The sequence below is a fragment of the Rhizobium sp. SG_E_25_P2 genome, from assembly GCF_029892285.1.
In the GTDB taxonomy this organism is placed as follows: domain Bacteria; phylum Pseudomonadota; class Alphaproteobacteria; order Rhizobiales; family Rhizobiaceae; genus Rhizobium_E.
The window spans coordinates 1-14,896 of record NZ_JARXVM010000030.1; the positions used below are offsets into that span (position 1 = coordinate 1).

A 14,896-nucleotide genomic window follows, 5' to 3' on the forward strand; every position below is an offset into this window, starting at 1 on the left:
GCCTCATCCCATCCCCGAAAACACCACCTGAACGAGCAGACCAAAAAACGCGAAAACCCGCCGGGAAAAACGGCGGGTTTGTCAGCGGTCTGAGGTAATGCAGATGCATTACTTGCGCAAGACCTTTGCTAACGCCCGCTTCACCCTCCCGCAGAGTTTCGCCGCCGCAGGTTGCAAAACGCGCTATAGCATCTGCGACTGCCATTGCCATCACGTTTCCCTTTTCAGCCGCAGGACCGCCGAAGCCCGATGAGCCTCTATCCTCAACTCGATCCCGTAAGACCAGCCCAAAAAGGGCCAGGCGCGGACTGGCGAGCGCTGGCGCGACACTGGCTGCGCAGGCTGGCGAAGGCGGTTTTCGTCGTTGCGATTCTGACCGTCCTCTGGCGTTTTTTCTATCCCATCTATTCCTGGCGACAGAAGATCGAGGTGACCGTCAGCACGCCGCAGGGAAAGGTCAGCGGCTCCTCGGTGATGGCGGTGACCTGGGGAGACAGCCCGGACATCCTGCCCGATCCCCCGCATGTCTATCATCATTCGAGCGGCGAGGCCGTGGTGATGGAGTTGCCCGGCAATCGCCATCTGTTCGCGTTGATGACGAATTCGGACAGCCTGGCGCTCAGAGTGTTCGGCAAGGACAAGTTCCCGAAGCAGACACCTTATGCGACCGACTCCCTGCTGCCGGCGGCGGAGGAGGTGAACGGTCATTTCGGCGAAACCCGCAGCCTCACGCCTGATCAATACCCGCTGCTGGTCACCTTCGGCGACATCAACGACCCCGCCAGCGTGCGCCGCGTCGATCCCGCAAATCTCGCCGCCAGCTTCGGCGCGGGCTACCGGCTGGAGGGCATCACCATCACCATCACAGACGAGCCGTTGACGGAGGGCAAGGTGGAGGCGGTGCTGGGGTGGTGGACGAAATACGTGGATTCCAAACATCGCATGATTTCACTCCGGTATCCGAATTCCAGCCCAAGGGGCTATGACACGCTTACCCCTCTGGACTTTTGGTCACTCAACAACATCCCGAAGTAGAGGAAAATCCTATAGCAATCGATCCAGATCCGTTCATGGCTATGCTTTCCGTGGACGCATACAACAGAGATTACTTGCCTTGATCGAGGACGGAACGTTACGTCGTTACGGGCTGCCTGACGGATTGGGCAAGGCAGCCCTCCCGGCGGCTTTCATGAAAGGAACGCGATGAAACGATTGTTTGCGGTTTTGGCCATATCGCTCTTGTCGGCGCTGTCTGGCTGCGCAAAGCATCTTGAGTGGCGTCAGAAGATCAGCGTGATGGTGCAGACGCCGGACGGTCCCAAAGCAGCGTCGAGCGTGGTGTCGGCGCTGATGACGAACACACTGGGCATGTGGGTTCCGCCTGAGGGGAAAGGCGTTACCTACAAGATCACCGGCGAAGCTGCGGTTCTGGAATTGGCGCCCGGAAAATACCTGTTTGCGTTATTGAACCTGCCTTCCGCGCCGTCGGTTTTCCTGCCGGACGCGCCGCGTGAAGAGGCGATTGCACAGATTCCCTCTATGATCGGCCAGACCCGCAGCCTCAGGCCCGATCAATACCCGCTGCTGGTCACCTTCGCCGACATCAACGACCCCGCAAGCGTGCGCCGCGTCGATCCCCAGAATCTCGCCGCCAGCTTCGGCGCGGGCTACAGGCTCGAAGCTATGACTATGACCATAACCGACGAACCCGTGACGGAGGGCAAAGTGGAGGCGGTGCTGGGGTGGTTGGGCGAATACCCCGAACCCAAACTTAGTCCCGCTACGGGCAGAACCACCGATATTCCATTTTCTAGAAAAGTATCCCACGGCGATTTTATTCGGAGATAGTAATGATCGCTTCTCCAGAATTGTTTGTGATCAACTATTCAATGGATGGCTGCAACCGAGGCTATGGCGCTGGCATTGGCGGTCTTGCAGAGGCTCGTCTGTCAATCGAACGGCCAGACAGTGATATCATTCTTGGGCTCGGATTCGTCTGGCGGGATCGCCCGTGGCGCGTGATCTTGAAAGCGTAAAGGGGCGCTAAAGATGAGAACAGCACTCGGCTTCATCATTGGGATTATCGCTCTCCTCGGACTGCTCTATCTGTCCGGGACCCGGTTTGCCGCGCATCAGAAAATCACCCTTTCAGTCGCCACGCCTGCCGGCGTGAGGAGCGCGTCGGCGGTCCAGAAACTGTCCTTTGAAAAATCGCTGCCGGATTGGGTGGTTCCCGGCGACGCCGGGGGAAGCAGCATCTGGCTTTCCGGCGAGGCCGTGGCGCTGGAGATCGCTCCCCAAAAGTATCTCTTCGCCCTGCTGACAGACACGCCGCGAGCCTGGGATGTGTTTTTTCCCCATCAATCGCCGGCATCCGTCGGGCCGGTCATGGCCGCCAGCATCGGCAAAGTCCAAACCCTCACCCCCGATCAATATCCGCTGCTCGTCACCTTCGGCGACATCAACGACCCCGCCAGCGTGCGCCGCGTCGATCCCGCCGATCTCGCAGCCAGCTTTGGCGCGGGCTACAGGCTCGACGCCATCACCATGACCATCACCGACGAACCGGTGACGAAGGGCAAAGTGGAGGCGGTGTTGGGGTGGTTGGAAACAGTAGGACGTACCCGTCCTAGTCTGAAAGGTAGGCCCGAGAATGGCCTCGTAAGCCAACAGCCCGACCCAGAACTATACATGATTACGTCTGGCGACTTCTCAACAGAGCTTTTCAAATGACCGTTTCTCCAGAATTGTTTGTGATCAACCTTTCAATGGATGGCTAAAACCGAGGCTATGGCGCCGGCATTGGCGGTCTTGCAGAGGCTCGCCTGTCAATCGAACGGCCAGACGCTGATTTCATACCGGGGCACGGACCTGTTGAGTCTCAACGCAATCAACGACGCCTCGTCGGGTTGGCTTCTTGGCGCCAGCGGCGCCTCACATCCCCGCCCGGCGCTCCAGCGCTTCGACCCGCTCGGTCAGATCGCTGAGCGCGATCGTGTTCTGAAGACCGCCCTGCAGCGCAGTCAGAATATCATTGTATTGGCTGCGGAGCTCGATGCGCATCTCGCGGATATGCTCCGAATTGCCGTCGATTGTGTTTTCGATTTCCTCCATGCGGTGAAGAAGCGCCTCCAGACGGTGCACGAGCGCCTCGAAACGATGCGTGATATCCGTCTGAAACTGCGCGAAATCCGACCGGAATTGTGCGATCTCCGACCGAGTCCTGGTGTGTTCCGATTTCATCTCGAGCACATCGCTCCGCACTTGCGTGTTCTGGCGCGACAGTTTGGTGAATTCCGACTCGAAGCGCCCGATGGCGCTGATGTTTTCGGAAATATTGCTGTTCAGCGTCTTCATGCCGTCGAGAACGGCAGAGAACTGGTGGATCAGGCGCTTCTGAAACTCAAAATCTTCAGACATCGGGCGATCTCGGCGTTGACGAAAAGGATCATACAACGTTGCGATGATCGAGACAACAAGGACAACCGGCCGAGCCTCAACACCACTCGAACCTTTTCGCCCGCCTCCCTCCCCCTTGCCCCCGCCCCGCATTCGCTCTATCCAGCCCGCTCCCCTTTCCCCCGCCCCGGAGGCCTAGACCATGCTCCCCTGGATCACCCTGGATACGGCCGAGATCCCCGGCGGCGGCGAGACGTTGCGGCTCAAGCAGCGGGGGACGGAGTTTTCGATCATGCTCGGGGCCAATGAGCTGATGAACAGCCGGCTCTATGGCTCGGAAGAGGCGCTTGCGACGCTGTCGCTCGACAAGCTCACTGGGCGGCCCAAGCCCAAAGTGCTGATCGGCGGGCTCGGCATGGGGTTTACGCTGCGCGCCGCGCTCGGGCGGTTGGGGCCGGAGGCGAAGGTCGAGGTGGCGGAGCTCGTGCCGGAAGTGGTCGACTGGGCGCGCGGGCCGATGGCGGCGCTGCATCAGGGCGCGCTCGATGATCCCCGGGTGACGATTACGCTGGGCGATGTCGGCGCGGTGATTTCGGGCGGCAAAGCCTATGACGCCATCCTGCTCGATGTTGACAACGGCCCGGATGGCCTCAGCCGCACCGCCAATGACGCGCTTTACAATGCCCGCGGACTGGGGCTCGCCAAGGCGGCGCTGACGAAAGGCGGCGTGCTCGCCGTCTGGTCCTCGGGCCGCGATCCCGGCTTTACCCGCAGGCTCACGCAGGCGGGATTTCAGACCGAGGAGAAGATCGTACGCGCCACCGGCAAATCGGGGGCGAAGCACATGATCTGGCTGGCGGTGAAGCCGTAGAGCGCTGCCTCAGAAGATGAAATCGCTCGCCTTGAAGTCGGCGAGCTTGACGTTTTCGATCGTCACCTGGTCGTCGCCGGGCAGGTCGATGATCACATTCTTGCCGCTCTGGCGCATGGAATTGGTGTTGAGATCGACGAAACTGTCGAAGGCTTCGTTCTCGGCGAAATCGCTGAGATCGATGCGGTCGTCGCCCGTCCCCGAGATCTGAAAGCCGCGGATCCTGTCGGCGCCGCAGTCGAGGCTGAAGATGAAAGTGTCGCGCGCGCCGTCTTTCGCCGAGCCGCCGATCAACAGATCGTCGCCGCGGCCGCCATTCAGCGTGTCGGCGCCGGCGAGACCTTTCAACGTGTTGTCGCCGCGATTGCCGGTGATGAGATTGGCGGCGCTGTTGCCGACGCCCTTGAGCGCGTCGCCGCCGCGCAGGGTCAGGTTCTCGATATCGAGGCCGAGGGCGGTATTGCGGATGACGGAGAGCGTATCGGTCCCCTCGCCGCCCGAGACCTCGATATCGACGGCCCCCATAAAGATGAAATCGTCGCCGGCCCCGGTGGTCGCATCGCCGCCGACCACGCCGGCGAGAAGCTTCAGCGTGTCATTACCGGCGCCCAGATCGACATCGCCGGTGATGACGCCGGTGTTGATCATCGTCGCATTGCCCAAGGTTTCGGTGATCGAGCCCTGGATCGTTCCGGAATTGACGATGCGGGCGATCGCGTCGGTCTCGCCCGAGATCTGCGCCGCCACGCCGCTGTCCACCGCGATCACGCCGGAATTGTTCAGCGACAGGCCTGCGCCCGACAGCTGGACGGCGACGCCGCCCGAGGCGATTTCGCCGCTGTTGGCCACCGCGCCCTCATCGCCGAACAGGGCTACCCCGAAGGAGGCGCCGGTGATCACGCCGCTGTTGACGACGGTGTTGCCGGTTCCCGCCACATTGACGCCGCCAGCGCCGGTGATGGCGCCGGCATTTGTGAGCTTGAGGACATTGGCGTTGCCAATGACGCCGTTATCCGCCGCCAGGATGCCCCCGCCAGCGCTGATCATGATGTCGTCGCCGGAACTGAAGATCGGGTCGAAGGTGAACTCGTCGAAGGAGCCCAGCGAGACGCCATCGTCGCCGCCCGACACGATCCGTCCGTCGATCAGCACATTGCGCCCGACAAAGGCGCCGGCAAGCTCCACCGCGTCGAAAGACGTGATCAGCGATATGCCGGCGGCGACCACCAGCGTGTCGGAACTGCGCGTGAGACTGACGGCGGTGGTGGAATTGGCGGTGAGGACGGTGATGGCCATGGATCAGCTCCGGTGAATTTGCTGGACGGCAAGACGACAGGCCGCTTGCCATCGGATTAACAAACACTAAATTGAAAACTCAGCGGGCTTCAAAGCCCAAAAATGGGGGCATCCGTCCCAATTCTGGGCGGACCGGACGGCGAGAGGCGAGATGGACCAGATGAACCGCAGTCTGCAGCCGGACACGCTGCGCGCCCGCAGCCAGGCGCTCGCCGCCCATCCCGGCTTTCTCGCCGTGGCCCGGGCCGGCGCGCAAGGGCTGCTGGCCATGTATGACCAGCACCCGGCTTTGGTGCGGCTGATCGGCAATCACCAGAAATGGCTGCTGACCGGGCTGATCTACGGCGCCTATCTCAAATCGGTCGCGCCCGGGGCCTTCCGCCCCTTCTGCGCCGCGCAGGTGATCGAGGATGCGCAAGCGGCTGACATTCTCAGCCGCAACACGGTGCAGCAGACGCTCGATGCGATGGCCGGCTATGGACTGCTCGGCAAAAGTGAGCATGGCGACGACGGACGGGTGACCTTGCTTCACATTCCCGACCATATTCACGGCTCGACGCGCGGCTGGGTGGCGCTGCATTGCCAGGCTCTGGATGGGCTGGACGGCGGCGACCGCGCATTGCGCTTCACCTCCCAACCAGACCGCTTTCCCGCCATTCATCGCGGCCTGCTGGCCGGGCTGACCCTGCCAGGCGGCTGGCGCGATCCGCCCGAGGATGTGGCGCTGTTTCTGGACGCCCGCCACGGTTTCCTGATCGCCGAACATCTGGCGGCGACCGCCGAGCCGGATGGCGAGCGCTATATCGTCACGGGCCTCAGCCGCAGCGGCGTCGAACGTCGCTACGGTATCGGCCGCTCCACCGTGCACCGGCTGTTCCAGTCGGCGGAGGCGAAAGGGCTGATGTCGCCCCTCGACGGCGGCGTCGCCGTCTCGGGCGACTTCATGGCCAGTTACGCCGGCTGGCAGGCGCTGAAATTCGCGGCGCTCGATCTGGCGGTGGAGGCGGCGCTTTCCGGCTCCGCCTGATCCCTCACCAGGAGGTCAGCGCCCTCAGCGTCGGGGTTTTCTTGAAAACGTGATCGTCCATGCGGGTGAACAGCCGGTCGATCAGGCCGACGGCCTCGACCACGGCGGGGCCCTTGTTGAGCATCACGCATTCGGCGCGGGCGGCCATGGCGGCGTCGGTCATTTCGCCGCGCGAGGGCACGCCGTCCTTGACCAGATCCTCCAGCACCTGGGTGGCCCAGATCACCGGGGTGGCCGCCGCCTCGCAGATCCACAGGATCTCCTCCTGCATTTCCGCAAGCCGCTCGAAGCCGATTTCGGCGGCGAGATCGCCGCGGGCGATCATCACGCCGAGGGGCCGGCGGGCCCGGGCGATCAGCGCCGGCAGATTGCGCACCGCCTCCGGCTGCTCGATCTTGGCGATCAGCGCGAGCGGCCGGGCCGGCTCGCCGGCGCGGATGAGCGCGTCCTCGAACAGGTCGAGATCGTCGGGACGGCTGACAAAGGAATAGCCGATCATGTCGGCGATGCCGATCACGGTGCTGAGATCGCTTTCGTCCTTGGCGGTCAGCGGCGACAGACCCAGCGCGGTGTCGGGCAGGTTGACGCCCTTTTCCGCCTTCAGCTTGGCGCCGCCGGCCTTGGCCTTGACGACGCGCAGCAAGACTTCGCCGTCGCGCTTCTCCTCCACCACCGCTTCGAGCTTGCCGTCGTCATAGCGGACGCGATGGCCGACTTCGAGCCGGGTGACGATGTCGGGCAGCGACACCGAGGCGGCGAAGCGGGCGCGGCCGTCGATCTCGGGCGCATCGATGGTCAGGCGGAAGAGATCGCCGGGAGCGAGTTTTCCGGCTTTCTTCTCGGACACCACCGTCTCCACCCGGATCTTCGGGCCGGCGATGTCCATCAGCACGGGAATGTCGCGGCCAAGGCTCTGGGCCGCAGCGCGGACATGGTCGGCGATGGCGCGCCAGACATCGGGGCCGTCATGGGCGCAATTGATGCGGGCGACATCCATGCCGGCTTTGGCCAGCGCCAGCACGAAATCGGCGTCGCCAGCCGCCTCACTGGGCATGGTGACCATGATGCGGCCGCGCCGATAGGATCGCGGCGCGCCGAACAGCAGGTCGGTCGCCTCGATCAGCCTGGCTTCGCCGGAAAAGAACTCCTCTTCAGACGGCGCGGCGTGTTCGGTCAAACCGCCTGAAAGCGCGGCAAGCGCATGCGCCACCGCGTCCAGCGTCGGCAGCACCCGGCTTTCCATGCGCCCGAGCGAGGAGAGGCCGCGCGCCATCAATTGGCGCTGCAGCGGCCGGAGATCGCGATGGCGAATGGCGAGATAGGCGGCGAGATTGAACAGTTCCGGCTTTGCGGCGGCGGGATCGAGGCCGAATGCGGCGATAAGACCGGGGGCGGCCTCAGCCGCTTCGCGCCTGACAGCCTTGATCTCGTCGAGAAGGGCGGCGTTTTCAATGTCTTCGGGAGCAATGTCTTTGGGGGCGATATCGACCTGGGCGTCCATGGCTTGTTTGTCCTCGTGGCTTTGGCCGGCATACTAGCTATGCCCGATGATGCGCCCATGACAGGGATCAACCGGCCGGGACGAAAAAGCCGGCGCATGATGACGCGCGCAACCGGATTTTCCAGCTTCGCCATTTGCTTGCCCCGGAATCAGTGTTAACCCTCGCGGAAGTAGTTCACAGGATCGCCCGCCGTCGATGTTTCGCCTGCCCTTCCTCGTCGCGCTCGCGCTCCTCGCCGCTTTCGGCCTCGGCATCGGCTCGACGGTGATGATGCTCGACGCCTCCTCCGGTTTCGGCGCCATCCGCATCGGCGCCTGGAAGGCCTTTCCCGAAGCGCAGACGGCGGATGCCGATCCTTACGCCCGCTCGCACCGCGCCCGCGCCGGAAGGCTGCTCTATGGCGCGGCCGAGGGCCTGACCTTCACCGCCGACAGCGACGATAGCGGCCAGGGGCTTTCTCCCGCCTGCACCTATCGCATCACCGGCCAGACGCCGCCGGCGCGCTTCTGGACGCTCTATCCCGCCGACGCCAAGGGCGAGCCGATCGCGGCGGATGCGGCCCTGCCGGGCGCGCTGAATTCGGCGACGGCGCTCCGGCGCGCCGATGGCGGCTTCGACATCCTCGTCTCGGCCCGGGCGCAGCCGGGCAACTGGCTGGCTGCCCCCGCCGACCGGCCCTACCGGCTGGCGCTGACGCTGTTCGACACGCCGGCGGCCGGCTCTTCCGGCCTGATCGACGTGGTCATGCCCAAGGTCGCGAAAGTGAGCTGCCCATGATCCGCGCCTCGCTGTTTTCGCTTCTGGTCGGCGTGGTGGGGGCGGCGCTGCTGCATGTCATCATCGTCCTGGCCCTGCCCGCCTTCACCGGCATCGACGCCTATACCAAGCTGACGGCCTATGACGCCGACCAGCGCTTCGTGCGGTTCAGGGCGAAACCCGACGCCATGGGCTTTTCCAACGGCGATCCCTTCCTGCGCGTGGCCGCCTGCCTGGTGTCGGTGGCGCAGCGGCCGGTCAGGCTGACGGCGCCGGCGGGGCCGGTGTTCTGGTCGTTTGCCGTGTTTGATTCCGATTCCAACGAGATCTTCTCGATGAACGACCGTTCGCAGGCCGGCGGCGGGCTGGACGCCATCATCGGCTCGCCCGAACAACTGGCCCGCATCCGCCGCGACAATCCCGACGCGGTCGCCGACAATGTGCTGATCGAAATGCCCAGGCCGGAAGGCTATGTCGTTATCCGCGCGCTGGTTCCGACGCCGAGCCAGGAACAGGCGGCGCGAGACTTTCTCGACGGCGCGACCTGCGAAGGCGCCTGAGCTGGAGGGCAAAGCAAGCCCTTCGACCAGCCAAACCATTGCTATCATATGATTTTTTTAAACTCAAAGTTAATGCGCAATAAACTTTTGAGACTTGTATAAACTATTTTGGCACATCTTCTGATACCACCAAAAATGATCAGGCCAAACATAAATTCTGGAGTCCTTTTATAAGAAACCCTTAAGAGTCGGCATCGCTAATAAAGCCATCGAACGAATTACTGATGTTTGAGGCGGCCGACAAACGCTCCCTTCAGGCCCGGTGAACAGACTCCGGAAAATCATTTCCGTCAACGGCGCGACATCATGTTTCGCCGACAGCTTGGCTATGGCCGCGTGCAAGCGCGATGCCTAAGCCGCCTTGCTTCGTTGCGGCGATGACTGCCGCTCGCGCTCCCCAACATAACAATTCTTGGCAAGCCGGTCTTTCAACAGACGCGGCGCGAGCACCTGCGCATAGGAAAAACCCATGACGACCTATAGTGAAATCCTCACCCTTCTCGGTTCCGGCAATTCCGTCGATCTGCCGGACGACGAGGCCTCGATCACGTTGGAACAGGCGATCTCGCTCGCCGACGCAGGCGTCAGCTTCGACGAAGGAGACGTGCTCACCGTCGCCGACACCGCCGCCAACCTTGAGCTGATCGACGATGAGGGCATCGCCAAGATCTCGACCTTGGGCGTGTCGCTGATCAAGGCGACCGACAGCGCCCTGACGCTGAGCCTCGCCCAGGTCAATGCGCTTGCCGCCGCCGATATCGGCGCGGGCTACAGTTCCGGCGAATATTCCTGGACGTCGGACAGCGACACCAAGGTCGCAACCACATCATCGACCTATGACTCGAATGTGACCGCCCTGACAGGCGGCGGCTATGTCATCACCTGGGCGTCCTACGACTCGTCGGAAACCGGATATGTCAACTATTTCGAGATCCTGAATTCGGACGGCTCGGTTGCCGGCGAACCGACCGTCATATCCAGCACGTCCTCGAATGGCGGTTGGGCGTCGGCCGAAACGGCGGCGCTGGCCGATGGTGGTTTCGCCATCGTCTGGACCGATTATACGACAAACGAGATCAAACTGGGGACGTATACCGCCGACGGCGTCAGCGATTTGGTCGTGACGGTCGCCGATGCGTCGTCGCAATATTCCTACTCGTATAACGATGTCAGCGTTCTGCCCGACGGAAACCTCGTGGTGAGCTGGGCGGACTACACCAAGGACGGCTCCAGTTACGGCGTCTACATGAAAATCCTCGATGCGTCCGGCGCCGAGGTGCTCGGCGAGACGAAGGTCAACGATTATACAAACAACAGTCAATACAATCAGAAAGTGACGCCGTTGGAAAACGGCTCCTTCGCGATCGTCTGGACCTCCTACGGTCAGGACAGCAGCGGCGAAGGCGTCTATATGAAGATCTATTCGGCGGATGGCGCCGAGATCCTCGGCGAAACACGCGTCAACGAATATACGACCAGCGCGCAATATCTCCCGCGCGTCATCGCGCTCGCGGAGGGCGGCTTCTCCGTAACCTGGTCGTCCGAGGGGCAGGACGGCTCGAGCTATGGCGTTTACACCAAGGTTTACGACAATAGCGGCAGCGTTGTGCTCGGCGAAACCCGGGTCAACGACACGACAGAAGGCTACCAGTACTGGTCAGACGTCACCCCGCTCGCAAATGGCGGTTTCGTGTCGACCTGGATGTCCTATGACAACTCCTCCAATTATGAGATTTTCTGCAAGCAATTCGCAGCCGATGGCACGACGGTCACCTCAGAATTCCAGGTCAGCAGCGGCTCCAACACCTATGACATTTATCCGTCCGTGTTGGCACTGAGCAATGGCGGCTATGCCGTCGCCTGGTATTCTCTCACATCCGGGACCTGGATACCCACGGTTCAGGTCTATGACGAAGACGGCAATGCGATCGGCGGCGCGATGCCGTCGTCACTCACGCATTCGGCGACGGATTGGGGCTATGGAAATGGCGAGGATTACGGCGTCAACCTCGTCGAACTCGACAATGGCGACATCGTCGTCGCCTGGGGCTCTTCCGACGGCGTCTATACACAGACATTCGAAATTGGCATCGAAGCCCCCAGCCTGAGCGAGCCGGCCGCGACGATCGACAACCTCTCGCAGTCCGACGTCGCCGACCTGATCGAACTGGGCGTCAAGACGATCTATGTCACCGACGCCGGCGACGTCACGCTGTCCACCGATCTCGCGACTTCGCTGATAGGCATCAGCGGATTGACGATCCTGGAGGCCGCCTCGGTGACGGTGTCGGCCGAAGGCGGAGCGCTCGATGATTTCAGCGACAGCGACATCGCCAAACTCGGAGCAATGGGCGTCACCGCCATGGACGCCACCGACGACGCGGCGACACTGAGCCTTGACCAGGCCAACGCCTATGTGAGTGCGGAAATCTCCTTCGCAGACGGCGATATGGTCACGGTGCAGCTGGCTTCAACGGATCTCGCCGAACTCGACGCCACCGCCATCTCCGCCCTCACCGGCATCGGCGCCGATGTCTTCGATCTCACCGACGACGCCGCCACTCTGTCCACCACGGGCGCGCAGACCCTGATCGACGCCGGCGTCACCTTTGCGGACGGCGACGCGATCACGGTGTCGGGAACAGCCGCCGACCTCGACGCCTTCATCGCCGCCTATGTCGAAGGCGACGCGACATTCGTCGACATGTTCGACGTGTCCGACGACGGCGAGGTGACGCTGACCGTCTCCGAATGGCGCGCCTTGTCGGATCTCGGCGCGGCTTTCTCCGAGGGTGACTCCGTCGTGATCGCCGACGGCTCGGAAGGTCTCGACACGCTGACCGCCGACGATATCGACAGTCTCGCCGATTTCGGCGTCCAGACCATCACCTTCACCGGCGGCTCGACCAATATCGATGGCGACGTCGTGCGCGAAATGGCGGTCAAGGGCCTGGCCTTCGCTTATGACGACGCCTCCGTGGTGCGCATGACGGTGAGCGCCGAGGATATCTCCGGCTTGACGACGGACAGCATCGCCGACCTTGCCTCGGTAAAAATCGATGCGTTCTTCGTCGAAGAATACGCCAGCGTGTCGATCGACCAGGTCAACGCCCTGGTGGACAATGGACTGAGCATCTATTCCACCGCTTCGCTGGCGCTGTCGATCAGCGTGGCCGAAGCGACAGACTTCGACGCCTCCATCGTCGAAAAAGGCGAAACCATCGGCGTCAACGCTTTGGAGATCTCGGACTCCGCCGCCGAACTCGCCACACTCTCGAGCCTTTCGCCCGAAGCCCTCGCTCCGCTTGACGGCGCAACATTGAATGTCACGGGCGGCAGCGGCGTCTTTACCCTAACCCAGGCGGGCGACCTGATCGACGCCGGCTTCACCTTCGTCGACAGCAACACGATCGTCGCCACCGTGAGCTTGGCCGAAGCCCAGGCTCTGGCGGCGGAAACGGCCGAGACGCTGGACGCCGGCGGCGTCGACATCATCGAACTCGAGGCAGCGCCCGACGACATCAAGGCGCTGAGCGTCACCGATATCGCGGCGCTCGGAGAGGCGGGCGTCGACGTGGTCGATCTCGACCCGGACCGCGTGTTGCTGAGCGCGGCCCAGATCGCCGCATTCACTGCCGCCGGTATCACTTTCAATGATGGCGACACGGTCGTCGAATACGCCGCCCTCCAGTCGGCGAGCGACGCCACCACCGTCACCGAACACGCCGCCGCCGAGGTGGATGTGACGGCCAACGACACCGTCACCGACGGTTTCGACATCGACGTCACCGCTGCGGTGATCTCGTCGGGCGACGGCGTCGTGACGCTCAATGACGACGGCACATTGTCGGTCTCCTATACCGGCGCCGATATCGACGGCTCCGACACGGCGGTGGTCAAGGTGACCTACACGGCCACCGACGGAGAAACGACCGCGTCTTCTGAACTGACCGTCACCTTCACCGCCACAGCCGAAGCCGGCGACGACATTGTCGGCACGCCGAAGGCCGACACGCTCACCGGCACCAGTTCCGGCGAGCGGATCTTCGGTCTGGCCTCCGATGACGTCCTGTCCGGTCTCGGCGGCGACGACACGCTGTATGGCGCGGCGGGCAACGACACGTTGAATGGCGGCGAAGGCGACGACAGTCTCGACGGCGGCGAGGACGACGACAGGCTCGTCGGCGGCGCGGGCAACGACACGTTGGGCGGCGGGGCCGGCAAGGACCAACTCTATGGCGACGCCGGCAATGACACGCTGGATGGCGGCAAGGGGGTGGACAAGCTCTATGGCGGCGCCGGCAAGGACAAGCTCTATGGCGGCACCAGCGACGATATTCTCTCCGCAGGCGCCGGCAATGATACGCTGACCGGCGGAGCCGGCGATGACGTTATGTCCGGAGGAAGCGGCGCGGACACCTTCGTGTTCATCAAGGAAAACGGCGGCCATAAGGAAATCGTCACCGATTTCACCGCCTCCGGTTCGGCCCATGACGTCATCGATCTCTCCTATTTCGACATTGCCAGCTTCAAGACCCTGAAGGCGATGATGGACGAGGACGGACAGAATACCGTCATCGAGTTCGAGCCGGGCGAGACCATCACACTCAAGGGCGTCGACATCGGCGATCTCGGCAAGAGCGACTTCCTGCTCTGAGAGCGGATCAGCAACCAATCGCAAACGCCGCCCCGCGAACCGGGGCGGCGTTTGACCAGAGACAAGAGATCGACCTCAACCGGAATGGGCGCGAAACAGGCAATTGTTGAAAAAATCGCCTTGAGCAAGGGCTACAACCTTTCGATCTGCTTAACACTCCCAATAATGATCAGTTTTTGGGCTATATTTTTTGTTGCGCAAACGATGAATCACGCGTAATTTATTCTTGACCTTGCAGCGAACGACTTATTTATACAAGCTTATGCATATGCGCCGATGCCGTGCGCAATACGGGTTCATGAAGGCCTTTTCATCACGCCGTTTGGATGACCTAAGCCTTTTCATTCTTTTTCCTATCCTGCGCGGTTTCGCGCTCCTCCATCTGCTGATCGACGAGACGCGCCGTGCTTAGGGGCGCCGTGAGCCTGTCCGGCCGAATGGGGTCTGTCGGACAGGCTCCTTGCCTTCACGGCAGGCCTGCCGCAGCGCCGCGCATCACGCGATGGCCGGAGGCGAGACCTCGGCGCGGCTGACGCAAGGTCGGACATTTGAGCGTGTCTCAGTTTTCCCACTGTAATTTTAGCTATTCAAAATACACTGTTCATAAACGAAGACTTTGTAAGGTTTTCCAGCGACATGATCCGAAATGCGAAAGGCGCGTAGTCGGCCCATTTCAACCATGGCGGACGCCGACGCCTCGCGCCGACCGAAGCGGCGCGCAGTGAGTGTCATGTCCCGTCCAAGCTGCGGGCTTTCACGACGGGATATGCAGTTGAAACAGAGGCCTGGGGCGATGTCTTCATTGCTCTGAATCGGGCTGGCGCGCGG

At 62.4% G+C, this 14,896-nt stretch carries 13 protein-coding genes; 9 read left to right on the forward strand and 4 right to left on the reverse strand.

The genetic code is table 11. The features are described from left to right. The coding region (locus tag M2360_RS26320) for a hypothetical protein (RefSeq protein ID WP_280778354.1) at positions 1–211 on the reverse strand (211 nt) is incomplete at its 3' end. 38 nt (positions 212–249) lie between these two features. On the opposite strand from M2360_RS26320, the gene M2360_RS26325 reads away from it, so the two are divergent. The 4 genes from M2360_RS26325 to M2360_RS26340 all read left to right on the forward strand — a co-directional run bounded on the left by M2360_RS26325 (position 250) and on the right by M2360_RS26340 (position 2,733). Continuing rightward, positions 250–1,035 carry a hypothetical protein gene (locus M2360_RS26325; RefSeq protein WP_280778355.1) on the forward strand — a complete coding sequence of 262 codons (786 nt, stop codon included), beginning with the start codon at positions 250–252 and terminating at the stop codon, positions 1,033–1,035. A gap of 168 nt (positions 1,036–1,203) precedes the next feature. Continuing rightward, the gene (locus M2360_RS26330; RefSeq protein ID WP_280778356.1) at positions 1,204–1,848 is read left to right on the forward strand and encodes a hypothetical protein; all 645 of its coding nucleotides are present in this window, start codon (positions 1,204–1,206) and stop codon (positions 1,846–1,848) included. Positions 1,849–1,850: 2 nt separating this feature from the next. After that, entirely contained in the window at positions 1,851–2,036 is a 186-nt protein-coding gene (locus tag M2360_RS26335) for a hypothetical protein (protein ID WP_280778357.1), read from the forward strand. Between the two features lie 13 nt (positions 2,037–2,049). Beyond that, positions 2,050–2,733, forward strand: a complete 684-nt coding sequence (locus M2360_RS26340; RefSeq protein WP_280778358.1) for a hypothetical protein — start codon at positions 2,050–2,052, stop codon at positions 2,731–2,733. Positions 2,734–2,934: 201 nt separating this feature from the next. Here the strand turns inward: M2360_RS26340 and M2360_RS26345 are convergent, their stop codons facing one another. Continuing rightward, complete coding sequence (locus M2360_RS26345; protein WP_280778360.1) at positions 2,935–3,420, reverse strand: hypothetical protein; 486 nt, start codon at positions 3,418–3,420, stop codon at positions 2,935–2,937. 181 nt (positions 3,421–3,601) lie between these two features. On the opposite strand from M2360_RS26345, the gene M2360_RS26350 reads away from it, so the two are divergent. Further along, positions 3,602–4,270, forward strand: coding sequence for a hypothetical protein (locus M2360_RS26350; RefSeq protein WP_280778361.1), 669 nt, complete (start codon positions 3,602–3,604; stop codon positions 4,268–4,270). A 9-nt stretch (positions 4,271–4,279) separates the two neighbouring features. Here the strand turns inward: M2360_RS26350 and M2360_RS26355 are convergent, their stop codons facing one another. Then, positions 4,280–5,566: a hypothetical protein gene (locus M2360_RS26355; protein WP_280778362.1), complete on the reverse strand. Its 1,287-nt coding sequence runs from the start codon at positions 5,564–5,566 to the stop codon at positions 4,280–4,282. Between the two features lie 151 nt (positions 5,567–5,717). On the opposite strand from M2360_RS26355, the gene M2360_RS26360 reads away from it, so the two are divergent. Beyond that, positions 5,718–6,593: a hypothetical protein gene (locus tag M2360_RS26360; protein WP_280778363.1), complete on the forward strand. Its 876-nt coding sequence runs from the start codon at positions 5,718–5,720 to the stop codon at positions 6,591–6,593. 4 nt (positions 6,594–6,597) lie between these two features. On the opposite strand, the gene M2360_RS26365 is transcribed toward M2360_RS26360, so the two are convergent. Beyond that, positions 6,598–8,094: a pyruvate kinase gene (locus M2360_RS26365; protein ID WP_280778364.1), complete on the reverse strand. Its 1,497-nt coding sequence runs from the start codon at positions 8,092–8,094 to the stop codon at positions 6,598–6,600. A 196-nt stretch (positions 8,095–8,290) separates the two neighbouring features. On the opposite strand from M2360_RS26365, the gene M2360_RS26370 reads away from it, so the two are divergent. The 3 genes from M2360_RS26370 to M2360_RS26380 all read left to right on the forward strand — a co-directional run bounded on the left by M2360_RS26370 (position 8,291) and on the right by M2360_RS26380 (position 14,068). Further along, positions 8,291–8,872 (forward strand): DUF1214 domain-containing protein, encoded by a 582-nt coding sequence (locus tag M2360_RS26370; RefSeq protein ID WP_280778365.1) that lies wholly within the window; start codon positions 8,291–8,293, stop codon positions 8,870–8,872. Further along, the gene (locus tag M2360_RS26375; protein WP_280778366.1) at positions 8,869–9,411 is read left to right on the forward strand and encodes a DUF1254 domain-containing protein; all 543 of its coding nucleotides are present in this window, start codon (positions 8,869–8,871) and stop codon (positions 9,409–9,411) included. The genes M2360_RS26370 and M2360_RS26375 overlap by 4 nt, the downstream gene beginning before the upstream one ends. A gap of 469 nt (positions 9,412–9,880) precedes the next feature. After that, on the forward strand, positions 9,881–14,068 hold the full coding sequence (locus M2360_RS26380) for a calcium-binding protein (protein WP_280778367.1): 4,188 nt from the start codon (positions 9,881–9,883) through the stop codon (positions 14,066–14,068). Positions 14,069–14,896 lie beyond the last annotated feature (828 nt).

Coding starts and splice junctions, on each gene's coding strand:
- M2360_RS26325 (WP_280778355.1), top strand. CDS start 250: ATGAGCCTCTATCCTCAACTCGATCCCGTAAGACCAGCCCAAAAAGGG.
- M2360_RS26330 (WP_280778356.1), top strand. CDS start 1,204: ATGAAACGATTGTTTGCGGTTTTGGCCATATCGCTCTTGTCGGCGCTG.
- M2360_RS26335 (WP_280778357.1), top strand. CDS start 1,851: ATGATCGCTTCTCCAGAATTGTTTGTGATCAACTATTCAATGGATGGC.
- M2360_RS26340 (WP_280778358.1), top strand. CDS start 2,050: ATGAGAACAGCACTCGGCTTCATCATTGGGATTATCGCTCTCCTCGGA.
- M2360_RS26345 (WP_280778360.1), bottom strand. CDS start 3,420: ATGTCTGAAGATTTTGAGTTTCAGAAGCGCCTGATCCACCAGTTCTCT.
- M2360_RS26350 (WP_280778361.1), top strand. CDS start 3,602: ATGCTCCCCTGGATCACCCTGGATACGGCCGAGATCCCCGGCGGCGGC.
- M2360_RS26355 (WP_280778362.1), bottom strand. CDS start 5,566: ATGGCCATCACCGTCCTCACCGCCAATTCCACCACCGCCGTCAGTCTC.
- M2360_RS26360 (WP_280778363.1), top strand. CDS start 5,718: ATGGACCAGATGAACCGCAGTCTGCAGCCGGACACGCTGCGCGCCCGC.
- M2360_RS26365 (WP_280778364.1), bottom strand. CDS start 8,094: ATGGACGCCCAGGTCGATATCGCCCCCAAAGACATTGCTCCCGAAGAC.
- M2360_RS26370 (WP_280778365.1), top strand. CDS start 8,291: ATGTTTCGCCTGCCCTTCCTCGTCGCGCTCGCGCTCCTCGCCGCTTTC.
- M2360_RS26375 (WP_280778366.1), top strand. CDS start 8,869: ATGATCCGCGCCTCGCTGTTTTCGCTTCTGGTCGGCGTGGTGGGGGCG.
- M2360_RS26380 (WP_280778367.1), top strand. CDS start 9,881: ATGACGACCTATAGTGAAATCCTCACCCTTCTCGGTTCCGGCAATTCC.